19 protein-coding genes and 1 tRNA gene are annotated in these 23,940 nt (G+C 69.9%); 9 read left to right on the forward strand and 11 right to left on the reverse strand.

The features are described from left to right. Nucleotides 1-334 precede the first annotated feature (334 nt). Nucleotides 335-408: transfer RNA gene (locus tag WMF46_RS03300), tRNA-Pro, on the forward strand. Nucleotides 409-603: 195 nt separating this feature from the next. On the opposite strand, the gene WMF46_RS03305 is transcribed toward WMF46_RS03300, so the two are convergent. The 3 genes from WMF46_RS03305 to WMF46_RS03315 form a co-directional block, all read right to left on the reverse strand. Continuing rightward, entirely contained in the window at nt 604-3,351 is a 2,748-nt protein-coding gene (locus tag WMF46_RS03305; protein ID WP_437906960.1) for an ATP-binding protein, read from the reverse strand. 181 nt (nt 3,352-3,532) lie between these two features. Then, nucleotides 3,533-4,504, reverse strand: a complete 972-nt coding sequence (locus WMF46_RS03310; RefSeq protein WP_437984259.1) for an electron transfer flavoprotein subunit alpha/FixB family protein — start codon at nt 4,502-4,504, stop codon at nt 3,533-3,535. A 105-nt stretch (nt 4,505-4,609) separates the two neighbouring features. Next, nucleotides 4,610-5,437, reverse strand: coding sequence for an electron transfer flavoprotein subunit beta/FixA family protein (locus WMF46_RS03315; RefSeq protein ID WP_437984260.1), 828 nt, complete (start codon nt 5,435-5,437; stop codon nt 4,610-4,612). 317 nt (nt 5,438-5,754) lie between these two features. Here WMF46_RS03315 and WMF46_RS03320 point away from each other — a divergent pair, with 317 nt between their 5' ends. Further along, on the forward strand, nt 5,755-6,069 hold the full coding sequence (locus tag WMF46_RS03320; RefSeq protein ID WP_437984261.1) for a hypothetical protein: 315 nt from the start codon (nt 5,755-5,757) through the stop codon (nt 6,067-6,069). Nucleotides 6,070-6,404: 335 nt separating this feature from the next. Further along, entirely contained in the window at nt 6,405-7,475 is a 1,071-nt protein-coding gene (locus WMF46_RS03325; protein WP_437984262.1) for an IS1 family transposase, read from the forward strand. Between the two features lie 532 nt (nt 7,476-8,007). Here the strand turns inward: WMF46_RS03325 and WMF46_RS03330 are convergent. From WMF46_RS03330 to WMF46_RS03365, 8 genes are all read right to left on the reverse strand, one after another. Further along, the gene (locus tag WMF46_RS03330; protein WP_437984263.1) at nt 8,008-8,301 is read right to left on the reverse strand and encodes a hypothetical protein; all 294 of its coding nucleotides are present in this window, start codon (nt 8,299-8,301) and stop codon (nt 8,008-8,010) included. Further along, nucleotides 8,298-9,032 (reverse strand): TIGR04255 family protein, encoded by a 735-nt coding sequence (locus WMF46_RS03335; RefSeq protein WP_437984264.1) that lies wholly within the window; start codon nt 9,030-9,032, stop codon nt 8,298-8,300. The genes WMF46_RS03330 and WMF46_RS03335 overlap by 4 nt, the downstream gene beginning before the upstream one ends. Nucleotides 9,033-9,546: 514 nt before the next feature. Next, the gene (locus WMF46_RS03340; RefSeq protein ID WP_437984265.1) at nt 9,547-9,795 is read right to left on the reverse strand and encodes a hypothetical protein; all 249 of its coding nucleotides are present in this window, start codon (nt 9,793-9,795) and stop codon (nt 9,547-9,549) included. After that, nucleotides 9,792-10,352, reverse strand: a complete 561-nt coding sequence (locus WMF46_RS03345) for an RNA polymerase sigma factor (protein WP_437984266.1) — start codon at nt 10,350-10,352, stop codon at nt 9,792-9,794. The genes WMF46_RS03340 and WMF46_RS03345 overlap by 4 nt, the downstream gene beginning before the upstream one ends. Beyond that, a complete protein-coding gene (locus tag WMF46_RS03350; protein ID WP_437984267.1) occupies nt 10,349-10,576 on the reverse strand; it encodes a transcriptional regulator in 228 nt (75 codons plus the stop codon). The genes WMF46_RS03345 and WMF46_RS03350 overlap by 4 nt, the downstream gene beginning before the upstream one ends. Nucleotides 10,577-11,088: 512 nt before the next feature. After that, a complete protein-coding gene (locus WMF46_RS03355) occupies nt 11,089-11,904 on the reverse strand; it encodes a hypothetical protein (protein ID WP_437984268.1) in 816 nt (271 codons plus the stop codon). Nucleotides 11,905-12,171: 267 nt separating this feature from the next. Beyond that, nucleotides 12,172-12,810, reverse strand: coding sequence for a sigma-70 family RNA polymerase sigma factor (locus tag WMF46_RS03360; protein ID WP_437984269.1), 639 nt, complete (start codon nt 12,808-12,810; stop codon nt 12,172-12,174). A gap of 50 nt (nt 12,811-12,860) precedes the next feature. Beyond that, nucleotides 12,861-13,169, reverse strand: coding sequence for a hypothetical protein (locus tag WMF46_RS03365; protein WP_437984270.1), 309 nt, complete (start codon nt 13,167-13,169; stop codon nt 12,861-12,863). Between the two features lie 340 nt (nt 13,170-13,509). On the opposite strand from WMF46_RS03365, the gene WMF46_RS03370 reads away from it, so the two are divergent. The 6 genes from WMF46_RS03370 (at nt 13,510) to WMF46_RS03395 (ending at nt 23,880) form a co-directional block, all read left to right on the forward strand. Then, nucleotides 13,510-14,700 carry a serine/threonine-protein kinase gene (locus WMF46_RS03370; RefSeq protein ID WP_437984271.1) on the forward strand — a complete coding sequence of 397 codons (1,191 nt, stop codon included), beginning with the start codon at nt 13,510-13,512 and terminating at the stop codon, nt 14,698-14,700. Beyond that, entirely contained in the window at nt 14,700-17,336 is a 2,637-nt protein-coding gene (locus WMF46_RS03375; protein ID WP_437987845.1) for a protein kinase domain-containing protein, read from the forward strand. The genes WMF46_RS03370 and WMF46_RS03375 overlap by 1 nt, the downstream gene beginning before the upstream one ends. Before the next feature lie 29 nt (nt 17,337-17,365). Beyond that, nucleotides 17,366-18,448: a hypothetical protein gene (locus WMF46_RS03380; RefSeq protein ID WP_437984272.1), complete on the forward strand. Its 1,083-nt coding sequence runs from the start codon at nt 17,366-17,368 to the stop codon at nt 18,446-18,448. A 14-nt stretch (nt 18,449-18,462) separates the two neighbouring features. Beyond that, nucleotides 18,463-19,584, forward strand: coding sequence for a PEGA domain-containing protein (locus tag WMF46_RS03385; RefSeq protein WP_437984273.1), 1,122 nt, complete (start codon nt 18,463-18,465; stop codon nt 19,582-19,584). Between the two features lie 32 nt (nt 19,585-19,616). Then, nucleotides 19,617-21,176, forward strand: coding sequence for a hypothetical protein (locus WMF46_RS03390; protein WP_437984274.1), 1,560 nt, complete (start codon nt 19,617-19,619; stop codon nt 21,174-21,176). 1,120 nt (nt 21,177-22,296) lie between these two features. Next, nucleotides 22,297-23,880: a hypothetical protein gene (locus tag WMF46_RS03395; RefSeq protein WP_437984275.1), complete on the forward strand. Its 1,584-nt coding sequence runs from the start codon at nt 22,297-22,299 to the stop codon at nt 23,878-23,880. The last annotated feature ends 60 nt before the right edge of the window (nt 23,881-23,940 follow it).

Genomic DNA, 23,940 nt, shown 5'->3' on the forward strand with positions numbered 1-23,940 from the left:
CACCAGACGCCTCGCTCTCTGCTTCCTTTCGGCAACATCGGGATTCCAGTGACACTTTAACACGGCCTGAGCAAGTTAGGACGGGACATTTTTCTTGCGCTCCCACGATTCTTGGCTTCGTGAAACGTCCCGGGCGCCGGGGTGACCCCGAAGTAAGCGAATTCTTGCCGTTTTTTGTCATCCGGCTGTCATGCGGCGCGCGGGCGCTCCCGGGGATACCGCGCGCGCCCGCGGTGCAGCGGTGGAGCCGTGATCATTTCGTATTGACAAGCGGCTCGCTCTTGGCGATGTTGCGCGCCCGCTGTTCAGCGGGCGTTGCTCTTGGGGCAGCGAACGGGGCGTAGCGCAGCCTGGTAGCGCACTCGGTTCGGGACCGAGGAGTCGGAGGTTCAAATCCTCTCGCCCCGACTCAGTTCATCTGGGGATCCACGAAGGGCGGCCTGATGGCCGCCCTTCGTCGTTTGGGCGTGCCGACGGGGAGACGGGGAGCGGGGGGCCTTCCTGGCCGTGGGCGTCTACGTGGACGTCTGGCCGTTTACGTCCACGACCACGACCACGACCACGTTGACGTCCACGACCACGTTGGGGTGGGCGGGGGCGGGACTAGCCGGTGCGGCCGGCCAGGTTGGCGATCACGGCGGCTAGCTCCGACGCCTCGATCGGCTTGGGTACGTGCGACTGGAAGCCGGCCAGCAGCGCGCGGGTGCGGTCCTGGGCGCTCGCGTACGCGGTCAGCGCCGCGGCGGGGATGCGACCTCCCTGCTCGGGGCTCTGCGCGCGCAGGCGCCGGATCAGGCTGTAGCCGTCCTCCCCGGGCATCCCGAGGTCGCTCAGGATCACGTCGGGCTTCTCGCGCTCGATCGCGGACAGCGCCTCGTCGACCGTCGCGACCGCGGTGATGCTCGCCCCCTTGCGCTCCAGCACCGTGGTCACGAGCTCCCGCGCGTCCGGCTCGTCGTCGACCATCAGCACCCGGACGCCCTGGAGCGTCGGCTCCAGCTCGTTGGATAGGGGGACCAGCCCGTCGGCCCTCCGGAGCGCCGCGATGGCACCCCGGGGCGCGAGCGGGATGTCCACCGTGAACGTCGCGCCCTTGCCGTCCCCGGCGCTCTCCGCCTTCACGGTGCCGCCGTGGAGCTCGATGAGGTGGCGGGCGATCGCAAGGCCGAGCCCGAGCCCGCTGTGCGGCCGCGTGCTCGTGCTGTCGGCCTGGCGGAAGCGGTCGAACACATACGGCAGGAACTCCGGCACGATGCCCTGGCCCGTGTCGCTCACCTGGATGCGGGCCAGGCCCTCGGCCCTGCCGAGCTGGATCGAGACCTTGCCGCCGCGCGGGGTGAACTTGATCGCGTTCGACAGGAGGTTCCACACCACCTGCTGCAGCCGCGTCTGGTCGCCCGAGATCGGCCCCGCGTTCGGGTCGAGCTGCACGAGCAGCTCGATCCCCTTCGCGTCCGCGCCGTGGCGGACCGCGTCGATGGCGGCGTTGATGATCGGCGGCAGGTCGACCAGCATCACGTCGAGCCGCAGCTTGCCGGTGATGATGCGGGAGGCGTCGAGGAGGTCCTCGACGAGCTGCGCCTGGAGCGTGCCGTTGCGCTCGATCGCCTCCAGCGCGCGGACGTGCGTGTCCGGCTTCAGCGAGCCCTGCCGCAGCATGCGCGCCCAGCCGAGGATCGCGGTGAGCGGCGTCCTGAGCTCGTGCGAGAGCGTCGCGAGGAACTCGTCCTTGGCGCGGTTGACCTGCTGCGACTCGCGGTAGAGCTGGGCGTTGTCGAGCGCGAGCGCGGCGAAGTTGCAGAGCTCCTCGGCGAGCGCGAGATCCTCGACGGTGTAGCGCCGGCTCGGCTCGGTCGAGAGCAGCGTGATCGCCCCGCGCGTCCGGTCCCGGGCGCGCAGCGGCACGATCATCGCCGAGCGGACGCCGAGCTCCCGGAGCAGCGCGAGGTACGCCGGGTCGTGCGCGCCGGACCAGCACTCGTTGCCGGGCTTCAGCGACGCGGCGCGCTGCCACGCCATGCCCTCGACCTCGGGGAGCAGGAGCGACTCGCCGCACCGGAGCACCGCGTGCACCGCGCGCGGCACCTCGGGATCCGTCGGGTAGCGGGCCGGGAGATCCCGCCCCAGCGCCTTCTTCGTGTCGCTCGCGTGCACGGCCGCGAGCCGGCCCAGCGAGCCGTCCGGCTCGACGATGTCCACCACCGTGGCGTCGGCGATGTGCGGCACCGCGAGGCGGGCGACGTTGGCCAGCGTGCTCTCGTAGTCGAGGCCCGACAGCGCGAGCTGCCGGCTCGCCTCGCCGATGAAGTAGCGCCGCTTGTCGGCGAGCCGCTTCTCGGTCACGTCGCGGAAGACCAGCACGAGCCCGACGAGCTCGCCCTCCTCGCTCCGGATCGGCGCGCCGTTCGAGTCGATCGCGAGCTCCGAGCCGTCCTTGCGCAGCAGCAGCGTGGTGTCGTCGAGCCCGATGATGCCGCCGTGGCGCAGCACCTCGGTGACGGGGTTGTCGAGGTCGTGGCGCGTCTGCTCGGAGATGATCCGGAAGACATCGGACAGGCGGCGGTCCTTCGCCTCGTCGAGCGTCCAGCCGGTCAGCGTCTCGGCCACGGCGTTCATGAAGTCGATCCGCCCGGTGCCGTCGGTCGAGATCACCGCGTCGCCGATGCTCTTCAGGGTGGTCGAGAACTTGGTCTTGCTGACCCGGAGGTCCGCCTCGAGCTGCTTGAACTGGGTGATGTCGGCGAAGATGGACACCGCGCCGAGCATCTCGCCCTCCGGCGAGAAGAGCGGCGCGCAGCTGCCGAGCAGCATCCCGTGAGTGCCGTCGAAGCGCTGGAAGTGGATCTCCTCCGCGGGGACGGTCTCCCTGCGCGACAGGCACCGCGCCATCGACCAGTCGCCGCCCTCGAACGGCCGCCCGTCGGGGTGGAACGCGCGGTAGCGCCCCCAGCCCTCGACGTTCTCGGCGGTGGAGCTGCCGGCCCAGATCCGCTCGGAGGCGCGGTTCTGGAGGATCAGCTTGCCCTGGCTGTCGGAGACGATGATGCCGTGCGGGCTCTCGCTGAGGAGCGCGTCGAGGAGCCCGCGCTCGTGCTGGGTGATCACGCGCAGCCGCTCGACCTCGCGGCGCAGCGCCTCGATCTCCGTGTCGACCGGCGGCACCGACGCCGCGAGCGGCGTGAGCTCGAAGGAGGCGCTCGCGGTCGGATCGAGGCTCACGATCGCGCGGTCGATCTCCATGACCGTCGGGCCGATGAGCCGCCGCTGCTCCGTTGTCCTGGCCGTGTCGTACAGCAATGCCCGCGCCTGCGCGAGCGCCGCGACGATCGGCATGTCCGGGCGTTCGGGCATAGAGTTCAAGGGATCCCACGGCCGCAGGACGCGAACAAGATGCTACGTGCGCGACCTGACACGGAAATCGCGCCCGTGAACGTGGACTCCTCGCTGGACGGACTCATCCGGTGAGCCGGGGTACGCCCGCATCGCTGGAGGGCGGGCGAGGTGCACCCCGGCGGGGTCGGTCGCGCGAGGATCAGCTGCGGGCTGCCTGGATCTGCTTCACGAGCTCGGGCACGGTCGCGAAGAGATCGGCGACCAGGCCGTAGTCGGCGACCTGGAAGATGGGCGCGTCGGCGTCCTTGTTGATGGCGACGATGACCTTCGAGCCCTTCATCCCTGCGAGGTGCTGGATGGCGCCCGAGATGCCGACCGCGACGTAGAGCGAGGGGGCGACGACCTTGCCCGTCTGGCCGACCTGGAGGTCGCTGGCGGCGTAGCCGGCGTCGCACGCGGCGCGGCTGGCGCCGACGGCGGCGCCGAGGACGTCGGCGAGCGGGTCGAGGACCTCGTTGAAGCGCTCCTTCAGGGCGCGGCCGCCGGAGACGACGACCTTGGCCTCGGCGAGCTCGGGGCGCTCGCTCTTCACCTGGTCGAAGGAGACGAACTCGACGCGCTCGGCCGCCGCGCTCGGCGGGACGACCGCGACCTGCTCGATCGGCGACGTCGACCCGGTGGGCTCGGCGGCGGCGAACGCGCTCTGGCGGACGCTCACGACCTGGACGGGCGTCGAGACGGTGCAGACGCCGTACGCGTTGCCGGCGTACATGGGGCGCTTGTACTTGAGCTTGCCCCCCTCGGGGAGGAGCTCGGAGATGTCGCTCGCGAACCCCGCCGAGAGCCGCGCCGCGACGCGCGGGAGCAGGTCCTTGCCGTAGGCGCTCGCGGTGCCCACGACGACGGCGGCGCCCTTGGCGGCCGCCGCGACGGTCGGCACGTAGCGCTCGGCGACGTAGTCCTTCAGCGAGCTCGCCTGGGCGACGAGCACCTTGGCCGCGCCGAGCGTCGCCGCCTCGGCGGCCGCGTCGCCGAGGGCGTCGCCGATCACGAGGATCGAGTACGTCCCGCCGAGCGCCGCCGCCGCCTGCCTCGCGAACGTGACAGCGGAGTGGGTCGTCTTCTTCAGCTTTCCATCGGCGGCCTCGGCCACCACGAGAACGTCAGCCATGATCCCTCCTGCACGACCCGCCGCTGCGGGTCGGGGTCCGCGTCGGCGGCACCCTCGATGTCTTCGACCTCTTGTCGCGTCCGGTCTTGTCCCTGCTGCGTCCCGTCAGATGGCCTTCGCCTCGTTCTTGAGGCGCGAGACGAGCTCGCTGACGTCCTTCACCTTGATGCCCGCCTTGCGCGCGGGGGGCGGCTGGAACGCGCTGTACTGGACCTTGAGCGCCTGGTCCGCGGCGAGGTCGGCGAGCTTCACCTCGGTGAGGGGCTTCTTCTTGGCGGCCATGATCGCGGGGAGCGCCGCGAAGCGGACGCCGTCGTTGTACTTGAACGCGGGCGCCGTCTTCTGGGAGTAGACGCTGGTCGGCGCCACGATGCGCAGGTCGACGGTGACGACGGCCGGCAGGCGCACGCGCAGGGTGGAGACGCCGCCGTCGACCTCGCGGCCGACGAGGAGCGCGCCCTTCTCTTCCTTGATGGTCGCGGCGAACGTGGCGAGCGGCCAGTCGAGCAGCTCGGCGAGGATCTGGCCGACCTGGTTGGAGTCGCCGTCGACGGCCTGCTTGCCCATGACCACGACGTCGGGCTTCTCGCGCTCGACGAGCGTCTTGAGGGCGCGGGCCACGAGGTCGCCGTCGAGCTTGTCGTCGGTGACGTCGACCCGGATGGCCTTGTCGGCGCCGGTGGCGAGCGCGGCGCGGAGGGTCTGCTCGGTCTCCTTCGGTCCGAAGGTGACGACGACGACCTCGCCCGCCCGCGTCTTCGGCGCCTTGCCGTCCTCGGTCAGGCGGAGCGCCGCTTCGAGCGCGTACTCATCGAACGGGTTCGGCTTCCACTCGAGCCCGGTCGTCTCGATTTTGTCCCCGGAAGCGGGGATCTTCACCTTGTTCGCGTTATCCGGATCGGCGACGCGCTTGAGCGGAACGAGGATCTTCACGGCTCGGTGGCTCCTGTTGCTGTGTGGTAACGCAGAGCGTAGTCCGCCTCGGCAAGGACGCGCCACGCCTGCGGCAGCCGGGCCGGCGGCCCCATGCGTGGACCCGGCGCGCGCGGCTGAAACAGCACGCCCGAGGCGGAGGGAGCCGGTCATGGCAGCGCCGACGTGGTGCGTCAAGCAGGCGCGACGGCCTATTCGAAGGCGCGAGCCATTGTGAGGGGTCTCGCGGAGCGGGAGAGGCGAGGTGATCCATTGTGAGGGGGTGGCGTAGGGGGGGCGCAACAGAGGCGATCCATCGAAAGGGGGAGGAGAGCGTCGTGAACGTGGTCGTGAACGTGGTCGTGGTCGTCAACGGCTCGATCGTTGACGTGAACGTTCTGCCGAAACCTTGGTCAACGAATGAGAGCTGCGACTTCCGGGTGACGTTCACGTTCTCGATCGAGCCGTTGACGACCACGACCACGACCGCGTTCACGACCACGTTCACGACCACGACCACGAGAACGTTGGTGACCGATGGTGGGGGAGGGGGCGTTTACGGATGCGATCCGTTGAGAGGGGGGTGGCGGAGGGTAGTGCTCAATTTTGAGCAATGGGCCCCGGAGCGCCTTGACGCTCGACCTGACGCCTGAGCCACGCCATCGGCGCGGCCTCCCCCCTCATCCGCCCCACGCCCTGCCGTCCCGCCACGCGCGCCGCGCTGCCCGTTGGCGCTCGCGAGCGACGACGCAAAAGAGCCGTCAAACAGGCTGTAAACGCGCACGCTGGCTAGGACATGCACTGTCCCAGCGGGGCCGAAACCACGGGAAACATAGGCTTTCGGTGCTACCTTGCAGGGTACTTAGCAAAGCGCCCTGCCCCCGGCTGGTCCCCGAGAGCAGGGCTGCGGAACGCCGAGCGGTAGGCCCGCCCTGCGCACGTCGCACGTGCAGCATGGGCCCCCGCTTGGGGAGAGGCAAGGCCCTGCATGGCACACGTGCTGCCCATGGCGAAGCGCGTCGAGGTCGTGTCGCATCTCGTCGAGGGGGCGGGCATCCGCCCGACGTCGCGGCTCACAGAGGTCAGCCAACCGGCGATCCTGTCGCTGCTGCTCCGGATGGGGGAAGGCTGCGAGCGGCTGCACAACCGGCTGGTGCGTGACGTCGACTGCGTGACGGTCCAGGTCGACGAGATCTGGAGCTACGTGCAGAAGAAGCAGGCGCGCGTGCAGCCGGGCGACTCGCCAGAGTTCGGCGAAGCGTACGTGTTCGTCGGCATGGCCAGCGCCTCCAAGCTGGTCATCAGCTACCGCGTGGGGAAGCGGGACGAGGTGAACACCAGCGCCTTCATCAGGGACCTCCGGGCTCGTCTGGTGACCGTCCCACAGCTCTACAGCGACGGGTGGGTGCCCTACGTCGCCGCGGTCGGTGCGTCGTTCCCGGGCTCGGTCGACTACGCCCAGGTGGTGAAGAACTACCGCCGCAAGGGCCGCAAGGACGACGACCACCGCTACGAGCCGCCGCGCGACCCGTTCATCACGAAGACGCCCGTCTTCGGCGTGCCCGACGTGAAGCGCGCGAGCACGTCGCACGTGGAGCGGCAGAACCTGACGATCCGCATGCACATCCGGCGGTTCACCCGGCTCTGCAACGGCTTCTCCAAGCGCCTTCCGCACCACAAGGCGGCCGTCGCGCTGCACATGATGTTCTACAACTTCTGCCGACCGCACGAGGCGCTGCGCGTGACGCCAGCGATGGAGGCCGGGCTGACCGACCACATCTGGAGCATCGACGAGCTCGTCACGGCGGCGCTCTCCGAGGCGCCCACGGAGCCGCCGCAACCTAAGGCGCTGAAGCTGCCCGAGCCGCCTGCTGGAGCTCCCACGGCGCCCGCTAGGGCCCTGCCGAACGGCCGCGGGTTCCTCCGGCTGGTCGGCTCCGCGCCGGCTGCGCCTACGCCGCCCGCAGCGGATCCGTCTGAGCCGGAGCCGCCGTCGCCGTCAGAGCCGCCGCCCGCGCCGCGCAGGATGGTGCAGCTGAGCCTGTTTGGTGATGGATAGGCCGGTGTACCCGGCTATGGGCGCACCAAGAAGCCGACTAGATGCTGATGAAGCTGAGCGAGCCCAGAATCGTTCATCGAAGCCAACTTGCGAGTGCCTTCCAAGAAACGCCTATCTATAGTCGCTATTAGCCTAAGATCCGCGTAGCAGTCTCCTAGTTCCGGAACCTCTACCAGCGGCAGGAGCGCGCGCCGCGCACGAGCGAATATGTCGGCCTTGACCTCTGGATTCAACCCAGTCGCCAGTGCCACTGGCGCACAAAGAACCCTTGCCTTGCGATCTGGCTTGTCCAACTCGCAACTGTGCGAGATGACGATTGCGCCAGCTGCGCGGCCGCGCAAAACGTAGTGGGACATGCCGTTTTCGTCAGCAATCTCTTGTGCTGACTCCGCCCATGCGACGACGCCGCCAGACATTGTAGACTTTCGCAGACTTCTCCGAGGGAATAGCATTACTCCGGTGACGATATCGGTCAGTATATCGCCCTGCGAGAGACGCTCGTCCGAGCTTTCTTGCCACTCCGACATGAGAATCACACAAACGGCTCTGGATCTTCCATCTGACTTTCAGGCGGAAGCTGTGGCATCGCTCTGATGTAGCCGGCCACAGTTTCCCAGTACGAAGGGTCCACGCGATCGTCAACATCAGCGATATCAATCACGTCCGATGACGATTGGATTTGGCGACTCATCGGTTCGGTGTAGTGGGGCACCACACATTCACGCCACTTGCGGACTACGATGGCGCTTTCGCGGCCAGCGCCGCCTTCCGGCTGGACATACGCAAGATAGCTTGCGATCATTGCACCTGCGGCGAGTTGACTCATTGGAACATCTCCAGCGCTTTGGCGGTGAGGCTACCAAAGAAGATGTCGTTCTTAAACACGCGCAGTTCTTCAATGGTTGCCCAGTGCTGCTCACCGTGTATTGGCATGTCCACGTGCTTGACCACATCGATATCAAAAATCACCGGCACAACGCTCTGTGTTATATTCTCCTCGTCTAACACTATGGTTATAATCCCGGCCATGTCACCAGACGGCACGACGATGCGCATGAAGATGCCGGCAAGCGTCTGCGGAAGTGCGTCCGCGAGCCTTACGAAGGTCGTGAAATAGTCGTCAAAATTCTTGACCGGCACTGGTAGTTCAATACGGTTTACCGTGCGTATCGAAACACGAGTGATCCTTGTCGGATTAGCGATCTGAACATACTGCGACCATCTGACCTTGGACTCGTCGCGCAGCCGCCCCCAATCCTCGTACGGCTTCAAACGACTGCACGTGAAACCATCAAGACGAGCTTGTACGACATACAGCTTGTCTGTGGACCAAAACTGGTAACCGTTGACAACTCTCGTTTCCGCGGAGACCGCCTGAGCGGCTGCTGGATCAATCTGCCCACTCCATACAATGATGTCCCTCTTTGCGGGGTACAGCGGGCCCAGAAGTTCCTGGAGCGCGGAGAGTTTCTCCACGGCGGTCCCGGCTGGCAAGTCGGCGCGCAAGTCTACAATGGCCTCTGTGATGGGCGCGCTTGGCAGGTGAGGGTGTCCCATGACGTCTCGATTAGTGATGGAGCAGCGCTTAGGCTAGAGATTTATTGGGGGTCGCAGCGATGTGTCCGTCCACACTATAGCGACGCTGGAACGCGAGAGATATACCCCACCCACCGAAACGAGAGACTCCGTACTGCATCGGCAATGCATGAACCAGTGACGGTGCGTGACGTTACATTATCACCCGCCGCACAACTTTACCAGGGGTTATCCAACAGTTTTCCACAGCCCACCGGTCGCACTACATCTAGCGGCTCGGCTTGGATGCCTCACTACATATAGTGGATTCTGCGGAATTTCGCTGGTCCTCGCCACATTCTGGCGAAGCCGTCAAGGCGGAGCTACCGCGCCACGCGGCGCGCTGGATGTGACCGAGGAGAGTGTTGGTTGTTGCACATGTGTGGCAACGTAGGTGAATGGGCGCACTTGGGACAGAAGCGCCGCCCTCCCTGTGGCTCGCCGTCGGCCATCCTCGTCAAGGCGGAGATCTCGCGCAGCGCCTCGTCGGGAGGCTCTACCTGTCGTGCCGCACGAAGAGCCGGTCGATGGCGTCGAGCGCCTGGATGGCGCCGAGCGCCTGCTGGGCGGCTGCGCGCTCGGCCTTGGTTCTGGCCTCGATGAGGGTGTCGAGCACGGCGGCCCAGAGCTTGTCGCGGTTCCAGGGGCGCACGCCGGGGAAGTCGCAGAGCGCCGGGATCTCGCTGGCGATGAGGGAGAGGTCGTCGGCTGTTAGGACGCGCTTCTTGAAGTCGGGGCCGCTCACCTGCGCCACCTCCGGAGCTTCAAGGCGAGCGCCTCCCTGGCGATCCTCAGCCGCGACGCTGCCGTGTTCGGGTTCATCCGGCGGCGCTTGGCGTACGCGACGAGCGACTCCGGGCTGTCGACGGAGAGGAGCGCGTCCCGCTGCCAGTCCGGCAAGCCGGCCATGGCGTCCAGGACCTCGCGCGCCTCGATCTGGGCGTGCATGTCGATGCCGACGGGCTCGTGCAGCAACCCGAGCGGCTCTGGATGCAGGAGGGCGCGCCTCGACCACGCGCTGTGGACGTAGTGCGAGGCGAGGCGCCACGCGATGCCATGGAGCCATTTCCGGAGCGCGTCGCGCGGCTTGTCCCGCGGGTCCGGTCTGTAGAGCCCGCGTCGGACGGCGTTCCAGGCGTTGAGCAACACCTCGGCCTCCACGTCGCGTCGGTCGCGCTTCGGGATGCCGGCGAGCGTGGCTACTATGATGCCGCGTTCGGCGAGGATCGCGGTGATCGGCGGCTTCTTCCTGGGGTGTCGTGCGGCAGGCGGGCGTCCGGCCCCCTTCCGCGGGCGCTTCATGGGTCACCCCGCCGGGCGCCGCACGTGGGGCAGCGGTCAGCCGCCGCGGCGAGCCCACCGAGGAGCTGCTCGACGGTGACGCCCGCTGCCTTGGCGGCTCGCTGCGCGGTCGCGAGCGAGCCGTTGTCGCGCCCGTTGGCGATGCCCTCGATGCAGTCGACGGACACGCCCATCACCGCGGCGAGGCATCGCCACGAGCCGTACGCGGCGCGAAGGTGGCGCAACGCGGCACGAAGCCGCATGCGCTGGGTTGGGGTAAGGGAAATGCTGGGAGCGGTTCGGCGTCGGCGCGCGGGCGCACGTTCGCCTTGGCCGCCGTCGGGCGGGATCAGGTACAGTCGCACTGTCGGACCTCGGTAGCTCGGGGTTCGGCCACGCTGCCCGGGGTGGTGAGACACCCGCGGGCAGCACTTGCTTGAGGCCGAACCTACGCGGCGAGATCCCTAGTCGCCACGGTCATCGGGCAAAGTTGAGCACTCCGGCTCAAAGTTGAGCATTACCTGGCGGAGGGGGCTCTTGATGGATGGAGTCCGTCAAGAGGGCCCGTCGGAGGGGGGTGGTTAACGGATCGAGTTTGCCAGGAGGCCCGTCGGAGGGGGGGTTAACGGATCGAGTCTGCCAGGAGGGCCCGTCGGAGGGGGTTGGTTAACGGATCGAGTCTGCCAGGAGGGCCCGTCGGAGGGGGGTGGTTAACGGATCGAGTCTGCCAGGAGGCCCCGTCGGAGGGGCGGCGCCGTCAATCCACGCCAGTGGCCGGGGCTCCCTCGTCGATTGCAGGCTCGTTGGCGTCGGGCGGCGCGCCGTCTTCCACGTCGCTCTCCTCCTTGCCGCCCGAGCGCCGGCGTTCGGCCTTGGCCGCCTCCCGCTGGAGCGGCGCGAGCAGCCGGCGCGCCGTCTCCTCGTCGGCCCCCTCGAGCTCCAGCATCTGGAGGACGCTGCGCACCACCTTGATCCAGCGATTGCGCGCCCGGAGCTGCCCGCCGCGCGGGTCGGCCGCGCCCGGCCGGTCCTCCGCTGAAAGATGGATACGCTGCGCGTCGAGCTTGCCGAGCTCGTCGCCCGCGGCAAACCACGCCTGCACCGCCTTGAGCAGGTTGCCCCCCGGCGTCGGCAGCGCCCGGAGCGCCGCCTTCGACTCCGGGGTCAACCGGTCGCGCGCGAGCTTCACCTCGCCCGCCTCATCGCTGTAGCTCGCCCCGATGAACTTGAGCCCATCCGCGAAGAGCTGATCTCGAATTTCGAGATAGAGCGCCGCGTCCTCGGGATCGTCGGCCAGATCGGCGAAGCCGGTGAGCACCGCGTGGGCGCCGCGCGCCTTGCGATCGTGGATCTGATCGACCACGACCTGCCTTTGCTGGATCGCGGAGAGCTCGTCGTTCGCCTTCTTCTGCCGCCGGTGCGACTTCAAGACGCCTTCGTGCGCCTCCTCGATATCGTCGATGAGCGGGGCGCACCGCTTCAGCGACACGAGGCGCGGCCTTTCGCGCTCCGGGTCGAGCCAGGCGCCGGTGATCTGGACCATTTGACGAGGAGAGAGGTCTTTGAGGGCCATGGTGCCTCCTTGGTTGTCCTCCGGCGACCCGCCGGGGAATGCACCATTCGTCAAGCTGTCAGTCCGTGTGGAGATTGTAAATGCCCTTCCGGGAGGCGCGAGATTTCGAGTCGCCCCGCGGCGCGTCCGGGAGGGGCGCCGCCGCTCGATTACGGGTCGATTCCAGCTGATTCGCGGCTCGAGAGGGGCTCGAGGGGGGAGGACGGTGTTATCCCCTGTAATTGCCTTTTGCTCCGGAAGCTCGGGTGGTCCGGCGCGGAGGTCCCTTCATGTCCCCTCGCTCGGCGGCGGCTCCTCGACGTGGCTCGCCTGCAGATCGCCCCGAAGGCGTCTCCGCAGCTGTTCGTCCATGCGGGTCGCGTACTTCTCGTGGACGCCGAGCGCCGCGGCGACCTGGGCCCACGAGAGCTCCTGCCAGTACCGCAGCTCGATGAGGCGCGCCTCCCGTTCGTCGAGGCCGCGGAGCGCCCCGGCGAGCGCCTCGAAGGCGCGCGTGCGCGCGAGCGCGTCTTCCGGGTGCGCCCTGAGCCGCTCGCCCGTGTCCCCCACGAAGCGGGTGAAGGCGAGCGTCCGGCAGTGGGCCATGAGCTGGCCCGACGCATCGTCGTCGTCGTCGCTGAACGGATCGCTTGTGTCGCGCATCGACTCGGCCGCGTCGAGCGCGGCGGCGGCGCCGGCGCGCCGGATCGGCGCGTCGCGGGTCAGCTGCCGCATCACGGCGCCGGCGACCCGCTTCCAGGCATAGATGCCGAGGGGGACGCCGCGTGTTTCATCGAACCCGAGCCCGGCTTCCAGGAGGGCCTGGTAGGCGGTCTGCTCGCAGTCCTCGATGCCCTGGCGCGTCCGCACGCCGTAGATCCGCGCGGTCGCCCTGGCGACGCGGCGAGCGAGGGGGAGCGCCGCCATGATGCGCTCCCGCGGGGGGTGACGCGAGGGAGGAGGACGCCGGTCCCTGATCAATGCGGCCCGCCGGAGGTCCCGTCGTCGGGCGCCGCCGCCTCCTCGCTCGCGCCCGCGCCCTCGCGGGCCATCGCGCCGCTCCCGGCCGGGACGTAGCCCTTCGCCCGCAAGCGAGCGTGGAGCGGCGCCGCCGTCGGGTGGGTCGTGATGAAGACCGTGAGGAACCTGCGGTAATCCTCGAGCTCCTCGGGGGAGAGCACCCCGAGGTACGGGCCGAGCGCGTCGGCGAGACAGGCCTCCACGATGGGATCGGCGTCGCCGGGCGGCTCCAGGTCGTCGTGCTGGTCGGAAGCGTCGTGCGTCATGGGGACCTCGCGCAGGGGGCCCGCGTGCGCGCGGCGCCCCTTTCTTCTCTCCTAAATCACGGCCGGGTGGTCGCTTCAGACAAGGAAAGCGACACGCCGGGATCGTTTTGTCGCGCCCTGCCCCCCGGAAGCGCGCCGTCGCCGGGCGCGGGCGGGGTGTCGGGGCGGGTGGAGGGCCGGACCGTGCGCCGGAGCGCCGTGGTGGTGGGCCGTGGCCGTGGCCGCGAGGGCTGGTAACCGCTTGAATTGACGTCGTTTTTAAGGAATCGGCATCGCCGGTGCATTTTCTTTGTCTGAACCGGCGCTCTGGTCGTGATTTCCATCTCAGGAGACCTCGCTGGTGGAACGCGGCACCTCAGACGGCTCAGGGCGCTCGGGCGGTGCCTGGGATGTGCTGGAAGGCACACCTTACCGGGCGGTCCGGGTGCTCGGGCGCGGGGGCATGGGGGAGGTCGTCGAGGCGGAGCACCGCGCGCTCCGGAAGCGGGTCGTGGTGAAGCTGGTCCGCCGCGCGCTGGCGCACGATCCGCGGTTCGCGGACCGGCTGCAGGTGGAGGCGCGGGCGCTGGCGGCGGTGTCGTCGCCGCACGTGGTCGCCGTTCTCGATCTGGGGCAGACGCCGTCGGGGCGCCCGTACTTCGTGATGGAGCGGCTCGAAGGGTGGACGCTGGCGGAGGAGCTCCAGCGGCGCGGTCCGCTGCCGGTGGCCGAGGCGATCGATCTGGTGCGGCAGGTGCTGGCGGGGCTCGCGGCGGCGCACCGGGTGGGGCTCGTGCACCGCGACGTGAAGCTCGACAACGTGTTCCTGTGCGCGCCGGGGGCGGCGGCGCCGGGCGGCGCCCGGGTCGCGAAGGTGCTCGACTTCGGCGTCGCGAAGGTGCTCGACGGCGCCCTGGCCGGCGCGGCGCCGGGGGCGCCGCCTGCGGTGGACGGGCCGGCGTATCCGACCGACGCCGGACTGCTGGTGGGGACGCCGCGGACGGCCTCGCCGGAGCAGGCGCGGTGCCAGCCCGTGGATGCGCGGGCGGATGTGTATGCGGTGGGGCTGCTGATGTATACGCTGGTCGTGGGGCACGGTCCGTTCGCCCATGTCGAGGACGCGCTGGGGCTGCTGCGCGCGCACGTGATGGAGCCGCCGGCGCCGCCGTCGCGGTACGCGGGGCAGCGGCTCCCGGCGGCGCTGGACCGTGCGGTGCTGAAGGCGCTTGCGAAGCGGCCGGAGGAGCGGTTCCAGAGCGCCGAGGCGTTCGGGGCGGAGCTCGGGCGGATCGGGGCGGAGCTGGCGGAGGAGGAAGGGAGCGGGAGAGCGGCGGGGATGCCGGAGGCGGAGGCGGGGTGGGGGCCGCAGAGCAGGGCGTGGTTCGAGGCGAGGCCGGAGGGCACGAGCGGGGCGGGGGCCGGCGCGGGCGTGGCGGTCGAGGCGGGGGCGGCGCCGGTGGACGCGCGGCTGTTCGCGGGGCTGACGCTTGCGAGCACGGTGGTGTTCTCGGCGATCGCGGCGCTGGTGCTGCGCGGGATGGGGGTGTGGTGATGGCGCGGGAGGCGCTGAAGGCCGGGGACGTGTTCCTTGACTACCGGATCACGGAGGTGATCGACGCGGGTGGTATGGGAGAGGTGTACAAGGCAGTGGAGGACTACTCGGAGGATGTGGTGGCGATCAAGTGCATGCTGCCACGGCACCTGAAGAGAGAGGACTTCGCGAGGCGGTTCCGGCAGGAGTGCAAGTTCTATCCGAAGCTGAAGCACCCGAACATCGTGAGGATGAAGAAGGCCGGGGTGTCGCCGGACCACGTGGCGTACATCGTGATGGATTACCTCGAGGGGAGGACGCTGAGGAAGCTTCTGAACAAGGCCTACCGGCTGGACTTCCTGAGCGCGACCCACGTGATGCTGCAGGTGGCGGACGCGATGACGTTCGTGCACTCGAAGGGGATATGGCACCGTGACCTGAAGCCCGAGAACATCATGGTGGGGACGAAGGCGGACGCGAAAGGTCACGTGTGGCTGCTGGACTTCGGGATAGCGAAGTTCGCGGACGGGGGGATGAACACCGATGATCTGCCGGACGTCGGGACGGTGAGGTACATCTCGCCGGAGCAGGTGAAGATGCTGTACACGAGCTCGAGGAAGGCGGAGCGCGTGGAGCGGGCGAGGCCGGATGGGCGCACGGACATCTACGCGTTCGGTGCGATTTTTTATGAGGTGCTGACGGGGAAGCACCTGTTCCTGGACGACAGCGAGCCTGCGACGGCGGAGGAGACGCTGACAGGGCACCTTGTGGCGGCGCCTGAGCCGGTGCACGAGATCGTGCCGGATTGCCCCGAGTTCGTGTGGCCTGTGGTGGCGCGGTGTATCGCGATCGACCGAGAGGAGCGGTATCCGAGGTTCGACGACGTGGCGCGGGACCTGCGTGCGCTCTTGAGGGACACGGTGCCTGCGGGGCACGTGCTGGCGCAGCGGCTGGCGCAGGAGCGGATGGAGGCGGAGCGTCAGGCGGCGTTCGCGGGGGTGGCGCTGGAGGACAGCGCGCCGGTGGAGGAGGAGAGGAGCGCAGGGGGCGAGGAGGAGACGGAGGAGGGCGGGATGGAGGGAGAGAGCGCGGCGACGGAGGAGGAGAAGAAGAGAGGGCGGCGGGTGGTGCACGGGGAGACTGCGCCGCTGGAGCAGTTCGTGGCGCCGGCGAGCGCGCTGCCGTTCGCGCCGTCGTCGCGCGTGCCGCGAGGGCGGGGGGTAGGGCATACGGAGCCGCTGCCGGCGCTGAAGGCGCTGGAGTCGACGGCGAAGCTGTCCGGGGCGTGGGCGGAGAGGATGGCGCAGCGAGCGGGGGCGGCGGCGATGCCGCAGGCGGGGGCGGAGGTGAGGGCGGGGAGTTATGCGGGGCCGCCGCCGATGCCGCAGGCGCAGGGCGGGGCGCAGGCGTATGCGGGGCCGCCGCCGATGCCGCAGGCGCAGGGCGGGGCGCAGGCGTATGCGGGGCCGCCGCCGATGCCGCAGGCGCATGCGGGGCCGCCGCCGATGCCGCAGGCGCATGCGGGACCGGCGCGGATGCCGCAGTCGTACGGAGGGCCGCCGCCGATGCCGCCGGCGCAGTCGTACCGAGGGCCGGCGCCGATGCCGCAGGCGTATGCGGGACCGCCGCCGATGCCGCAGTCGCACGGTGGGTCGGCGCCGATGCCGCAGGCGTATGCGGGACCGCCGCCGATGCCGCCGTCGTACGGCGGGCCGGCGTCGCACGCGGGGGCGCAGGGGTATCACGCGGGAGCGCAGGGGTATGGTGGACCGCCGCCGTTGCCGGTGATGGAGACGCAGCACGCGGTGCCATTGAGGGAGGCACGACGAGCGGCACCGCAGCCGCCGCAGGAGGTGGAGCTGCCGTACGTGACGCCGCAGCTCCTGGCGACGGAGGCGTCGCGTCCGGGAACGGCGCCGCCGAGCGCGGCGCGGCCAGCGGCGCCGAGCTCGGTGACGGCACCGAGCGCGGGGCCGGCGGAGTCGTTGCGGAAAGAGACACCGATGACGCCGGTGGCGGCGCTGCTGACGCAGCCGCGGCGAGCGCCGAGAGCGTACGTGCTGGCGCCGGTGGTGGCGCTGGCGCTGACGCTGGGAGGCGTGGGGGCGGTGCTGGGGCTGCGCTCGGCGCGCGACACGGCGCCGGCGCCGGTGACAGGAGAGCCGGCGGCATCGGCGGCGCCGGCGGAGAGCGCGGCGACGGCAGCGGCAGCGCCGGCGGCGCCGCCGCCCGAGGCGAGTGCGGCGGCGCTGGCGCCGCCGCCTGAGGCGAGCCCCACGGCGCCCGCGCCGGAGGCGCCCGCGCCCGAGGCGGCGGCGAGCACGGCCGAGGCGGCGGTGAAGGCCGGAGCCGTGGAGAAGACGGGGGCGGCAGCGGAGGCCGAGGCGCCTGCTCCCGAGGAGCAAGCGGCGGTGGCGAAGGAGCAAGCGGCGGCGGTGAAGGCCGAGCCGGCGAAGGCAGCGCCTGTGAAGGCTGCGCCGGCGGAGACGGAGGATGACGGGGACTTCTACCCGATGCCGAAGCGTCAGAAGCCGTCGTTTCTGCGGGTGATCGAGGAGCAGAAGAAGGCGGCGCCTGCGAAGCCGGCCGCGCCTGCGAAGCAACAGGGCGCGAAGCCATCCGGGCCATGCGCCACGGCGGGTTGCAGGCCGTTCTAGTGTGTGGTCGCTGAGGAGAGAGGTCTTCGATGGGCAGCAACAAGGACAGCGACGACATCCGGCAGTACCTTCCGGATCTGGAGAGCATCCGGCGGGAGGCGGATCCTGAGGTTGCGGAGCGCAAGCTGCAGCAGGCGCTGAACAACCCGGAGCTGGACCGTGCGCTGACGGAGATGCAGCAGCAGAAGCCGACGGGGCAGCCGCTGTTCCAGTTCCCGGTGGTGCCTGCGCTGGCCAAGGAGCGAACGGGGCCTCCGCCGTTTCCGGGGCAAGCGGCGCGGACGCCGCTGCCGGTGCAAGCGGTGCCGCCGCCGTTTCCGGCGCAAGCGGTGCCGGCGCAAGCTGTGCCGCCGCCGTTTCCGGCGACGGCGCCGCAGCCGGCAGGACCGCAGTTGACGGGGGCGCATCAGTACGGGGCGGCGGTGCAGCAGGGGGCGGCGGCGCACCACGGCGCGACGATGACGCAGCGAGTGCCGGTGCAGCAGCAGGGCGCGCCGGTGCATGCGGGCGCGATGGTGACGCAGCGAGTGCCGGTGTTCGGGGGCGCGGCGGCGCCGCAGGGCGCGCCGGTGCAGCAGCAGGGCGCGATGGCGCCGAGCCAGTGGGCGGATCGAGCGCTGCCGCCGATCGACAAGGCGCTGCTGCCGTCGTCGTTGCTGCCGGTGACGCCGCCGCCGGTCGCGGTGCCGAAGGCGCCGGCCGCCACGGAGTCGACGGGCCGGCGCCGGCAGTGGATGCCGACGTGGCTGATGGTGCTGCTGGCGGTCATCGCGGTGAGCAGCCCGTTCGTGCTGGCGACGATCCTGCGGCGAGAGACGCCGCCGAAAGAGCCGGAGCCGGCGCCGCGGTCGAGCGGGATGCCGGCGCGGAGCACGCAGGCGCCGCCGGCGGCCTCGGAGCTGCTGCCACCATCAGCGCCGGCACCGCCGGAGGCGGTCGAGCCAAGCCTCGACGACACCGCGTCCGCTAGCCAACCGCCAGCGCCGCCGGCGCCGCCAGCGCCAGTGTCGCCTGTGCCCGCGCGGCCGACGCGTGCGGCGCCGCACGTTCCGCAGGCGCCCGTCGCGCCTGGGCCCACGGAGCGGCCACAAGACGAAGGATGGATGGAGTGAGACCGCGTGGAGCCATGATGATGACCAGCCGATCGCTAGCTGTAGTGCTGACCGTTGCGACCTTGATCGCCGACCCTGACATCGCTGCCGCACAGCCAGCCGCGCCGCCGGCCGCGCCAGGGACGGCGCCTGCCAGCGCCGCCGACGCGGCGAAGCGCGCCGAATCGCTCGTCGACAAAGCGAAGTCGCTCTATCTGGAGGGCAAGTACCAGGAAGCCGAGGCGGCGCTGCTGGTGGCCTGGGAGCTGAACCCGACGTTCGACGTGGCGTACAACCTCGGGAACACGGAATACAAGCTGCAGAAGCACCGTGAAGCAGCGCAGTACCTTTCGTTCGCGCTGAGGAACTGGCCGCTGCTGAAGGCGGTGGCGAAGCTGAAGCCGAGAGCGGAGCAGTGGCTCGCGGAGTCGCGAGCGCAGGTGGGTGCGCTCAAGGTGTCGGTCACCGTAGCGGGAGCGGAAGTGCTGGTGGACGGCAAGAGCGTGGGCCGGGCGCCGCTGGAAGGAGAGGTGTTCGTCGACCCCGGCGAGCACCAGGTGGAAGCGAGGCATCTGGACTATGAGCCGGCGAGCCGGACGGTGGGTGTGGCGAAGGGAGGGACGGCGGAGGTGAAGCTGGCGATAACGCCGGTGAAAGCCGCGCCGCAGGCGTCGGCGGGGGCGACGCCGGACGGGGGCAGGAGCGCGGCGGGCGCGGGGGCCGGTGGGCCGGTGATGGGGCAGCCGCCGGCGGGGCCGGTGGAGCCGCAGCCGCTGCCGAAGAAGAACTGGGTGCCGGTGATCGCGCTGGGCGCGGCGAGCGCGGTGGGGCTCGGCGTGGGGATCGGGACGACGGTGGCGTCGAACAACGCGAGCGGGGATGCCCACACGCAGAGCACCGCGATCATTGAGGCCGGTGCGCAGTGCGTGAGGCCTGAAGCGTCGTGGGTCGGGCCATGCGAAAAGGTGCGGAGCGACGCATCGCGTGCCGACACATTGGGGAACGTTGCTCGGGTCGCATACATCGCTTCGGGCGTGCTCGCAATCGGTGCAGTGACTTATGCGCTTTGGCCGAAGTCGAAGCGCACGGAGCCGACCCTTGTTCTGCCCGTGGTGCACTCGAGTGGTGCGGGCTTGGCCGTGATGGGGGCTTGGTGATGGACTTCCGAAAGGCAAAGCACGTGCGGAACATGCGCAAAGCGCTCGGCGGGTTGACGTTCGTCTTGGCGGTAGGGGGGTGCGATAGCTTCTGGAGCCACCTTGCGGACGACTGCGAGCTCCTGGTTACGTGCGGTCATTTCTATCCGTCAGGCACCGGAGGCAGCGTGCCGAACCCGGTATGCGAGGCTGATCCGACGCAGAACGCGAGCACGGTGACGGACGAGTGCGCGGTGTTCGCGAGCGCGACGGCGGAAGCTGGGGGAGACGGGACGAAGGCGAGGCCGTACGCGTCGCTCGGGGAGGCGGTGGCGAACGCGAAGGGCAAGCGAGTGCTTGCGTGCACGAGCGGTGCGTTCGCGGAGAGCGTGACGATTGGGGCCAAGGTCGAGGTGATCGGCGGCTTCGACTGTGGGGCAGAGTGGACGTGGAGTGAGGAGGCGCGGAGCGCGATCGAGGGGCGTGCGGGCGCGGTGGCGCTCACGATGACGGAAACCGCGAGCGGGGCGAAGGTGAAGAGCTTCGCGGTTCGTGCGGCGAGCGCGATGGATCCGGGCGGGTCGTCGATCGGCGTGGTGGTGGCGGACATCGAGGCGGAACTGGCGCAGGTGGATGTGACGGCGGGCGATGGGATGGCCGGTGTGAGTGGTGAGACTCCGACGGAGGCGCCGCAGGCGGGGGCGAGCGCACCGGCAGAGCTGTCGAATGCGTGCAATACCGTTGTCTTCGGCGGCGAGCCCGGTGTGACGACGTGTGAGGACGGTGAGACGCGCGGCGGCGTCGGTGGACTCGGCGGGATGACCGGTACCGACGAGGGTAACGGACAGAAGGGGGCGGATGGCGCGCCGTTGCCGGAGCCGAACCCCGATGCGTACGGGCTCGGCGGAGCTGGGCAAACTGACGCCAACTGCAGGCGCGGGGAAGATGGTTTTCCCGGCACTGACGGCGAGACCGGTGAGGCTGGGAGCGGCACGGAGTTGACTCTGGCTGGCATTGCCGGAGGTGACGGCGGTGAAGGTAGAACGGGGAAGAAGGGGCAAGGGGGAGGTGGCGGCGGGGGCGCGAAAGCAGGGCTGTTCTGCGGGCCCTCAGCGAACCCGATGGTCGGTCCTGGCGCCAGCGCCGGCGGCGGTGGCGCCGGCGGTTGTGGTGGAAAGGGCGGGGGGGGCGGCAAGGCGGGCGGGTCGAGCATCGGGATCGTGAGCCTCGGGACGAAGCTGGTGCTGACCGACGTCACCGTTGCGGTGGGCAAGGCGGGCAAGGGCGGAGATGGAGTCGCCGGACAGAGCGGGGCCAACGGTGGGGCTGGTGCCTCCGGTGGAGCAGCATCGGGGGTGTCACCCTCCATCCCCGGTTGCAAAGGCGGGGATGGAGGTCGAGGCGGAGCGGGCGGCCCCGGTGCAGGCGGTCGAGGCGGGCATGCGGTAGGACTTGCGTACGCAGTTTCGCCGGGAGCAGCGGTGACGCTGTCGAACTTCGTGGCGGGCACAGTGGGCGAGGGCGGCGTCGGCGGTCCGGGAGGCAACGCCGGCGATCTGGGGACAACGGGCGAGTGCTGGGACTTCGCGGGCAATGCGAGCTGCGGCCAGTGAAGGTCGACGATGGTTGAGATGAAATGAGAATTTCAGCGAGCTGAAAGCAATGCAGGCGAGCGTGGTGTTCCGCGAGTAGCTGAGCTGAAGAGGAGACAAGAAATGGTTGGACGCACCCCGCGCCGGGGTGATAGGGACTCTTTTGTCGCGGAGACGCGGCACGGTGGGCTCCCCGGCGCTGACAACTTCACCACCACCGAGTGGACTGCCCAAGGCGCGGGTGGAGGGACCGTTGATCTGCTGACTTCTTCTGCGTCGGGCCGCGAGAGCGGATGTTATCCGACGGTCGCTGAAGGGAGCCCGGCAGCAGGTCGCTTTTGCGCGGCGGGAGAGCTGCGCGGTGCCGTGGTCGTGGGGCGGCAGCGTGGACATGCTGGCATCCAGATTGCCGTAGCTGGCGAGACCTCTCCCGTCGTGCGCGGAGCGCGGGATATGGGAGGGGCGGACCGCGCGCAGGCCCGCAAGGCCGAGTACGGGCCGGGGGCGGGCATCCTCGTGCTCATTGGTGTCGCTGTCAGCACCCCTGCGCGAACTGCGTGGTGCGAGCAGCGGGTGCGGGAGGTTATGGGAGAGACGGCCGACGCGGCGCCGACGAAGAGCGAGGAGCCGACGACGGAGCGGGGCGGGGGCGCGACGGATGTGGGGATCGTCGGGCCCGTGGCGGGGCCGCCGGTGGTGCTGGTGGAGCCGCGACCGCTGCCGGACAAGAGGAACTGGGTGCCGGTGATCACGCTGGGGGCGGCGAGTGCGGTGTGGCTCGGCGTGGGGATCGGGATGACGGTGGCGTCGAGAAATGCGCGGAGCGACGCGGATGCGCAGCGCGCTGCGATCCTGTCGCAGGGGCCTGGGTGCGTTCACGCGCGGAGCGATGTTGCGAGTGCGTGCAGCACGTTCGACGAGAGAGCGGGGCGGGCTGGAACTTTCGGTACCGGAGCCGTCGTGGCCTATTCGGCGTCCGGTGCGCTGGCCGCAGGTGCGTTGGTCTATGCGCTGTGGCCTCGCTCATCTGCATCGAGCAGCTCGGTGGGTGTGCTGCCGACGGCTTGGGTAGCGCAGGGAGAGCGAGGTCTGGGAGTCGTTGGTGTGTGGTGAGCGGCGACGGGAAGGAAGGGATGCGAACGTGAGAAGACTTAGTGGCATCACGGCTGGCACCCTCTGCGCGGTGCTTGCGGCCGTCGGGTGCGACGCGCTGTCGATCGGCCTGGCCAGCGACCCTGACTACATGCTGAAGGGCCCACAACACGACTGGCTCCAAGCAGCGGGCGGCGGACCGCCAAACCCCGCGTGCGACGCGGACCCGACGCAGGACGCGAGCACGGTGACGGACGAGTGCGCGGTGTTCGCGAGCGCGACGGCGGAGGCGGGGGGAGACGGGACGAAGGCGAAGCCGTACGCGTCGCTCGGGGAGGCGGTGGCGAACGCGAAGGGCAAGCGAGTGCTTGCGTGCACGAGCGGTGCGTTCGCGGAGAGCGTGACGATTGGGGCCAAGGTCGAGGTGATCGGTGGCTTCGACTGCGAGGCGGACTGGACGTGGAGCGCAGAGGCGCGCAGCGCCATCGAGGGGCCTGCGGGCGCGGTGGCGCTCACGATGACGGAAACCGCGAGCGGGGCGAAGGTGAGGAGCTTCGCGGTTCGCGCGGCGAGCGCGACGGAGCTGGGCGGGTCGTCGATCGGCGTGGCGGTGGCGGACATCGAGGCGGAACTGGCGCAGGTCGATGTGACCGCGGGCGACGGGATGGCCGGCGCGAAGGGCGAGATGCCGACGGATGCGTCGCAGGCGGGGGCGAGCGCGCCAATGACGAGTGCATCGGCGGCGTGTGCACGGGACGAACTCGTGCGTGGCGGCGACCCCGGCGTGACGGCATGCGAGGACGGCGAGACGCGCGGTGGCGCTGGCGGGCCTGGCGGGATCACGAGTACCGACGAGGGCAATGGGCAGAAGGGTGCGGATGGAGCGCCGCTGTCTGAGCCGAACCCGGATGAGTACGGGATCGGTGGTGCTGGGCAAGCCGACGCCAACTGCCGGCGCGGAGAAGATGGTTTGCCCGGCACTGGCGGCGAGGCCGGCGCTGCCGGGAGCGACACGCGGTTGATGCTCGACGGCATCGCGGGAGGCGACGGCGGCAACGGCAGAACGGGGAGGAAAGGTCAAGGGGGAGGAGGCGGAGGCGGAGCGAAGGCGGGGCTGTTCTGCCAGGCCGGCGCGGACACCTTCGAGGGCCCCGGCGCCAGCGGAGGCGGCGGCGGCGCTGGCGGCTGCGGCGGTAAAGGAGGCGGCGGCGGGAAGGCGGGCGGGTCGAGCATCGGGATCGTGAGCCTAGGGACGAAGCTGGTGCTGACCGAGGTGACCGTCGCAGTGGGCAAGGCGGGGAAGGCAGGAGATGGAGTGGCCGGACAGAGCGGTGCGGACGGCGGCGTCGGCGCCGCCGGCGGAGCCGCTTCGGGAACCTCCCCCTCGACCCGGGGCTGCGATGGCGGTCGAGGTGGTCAAGGCGGAGCGGGCGGCCCCGGAGCCGGCGGCCGAGGCGGCCACGCGGTGGGGCTCGCGTATGGGGTGGTGCCGGGTGCTGCGGTAACGCTGGCGAGCTTCATGGTGGGCGCAGCGGGCGATGGCGGAGGCACGGCGCCGGGAGGAAACGCCGGCGAGGCAGGCGTGAGCGGAGAATGTTGGGACTTCACAGGTAATGCGAGCTGTGGCCAGTGAAGTGAAGCAGCGCGGTGAGAATGAGTGAGAATTCTTCATAGCTGAGCGCAATGCGGAGGA

The sequence above is a fragment of the Sorangium sp. So ce117 genome, from assembly GCF_051524395.1.
GTDB lineage: Bacteria > Myxococcota_A > Polyangia > Polyangiales > Polyangiaceae > Sorangium > Sorangium cellulosum_B.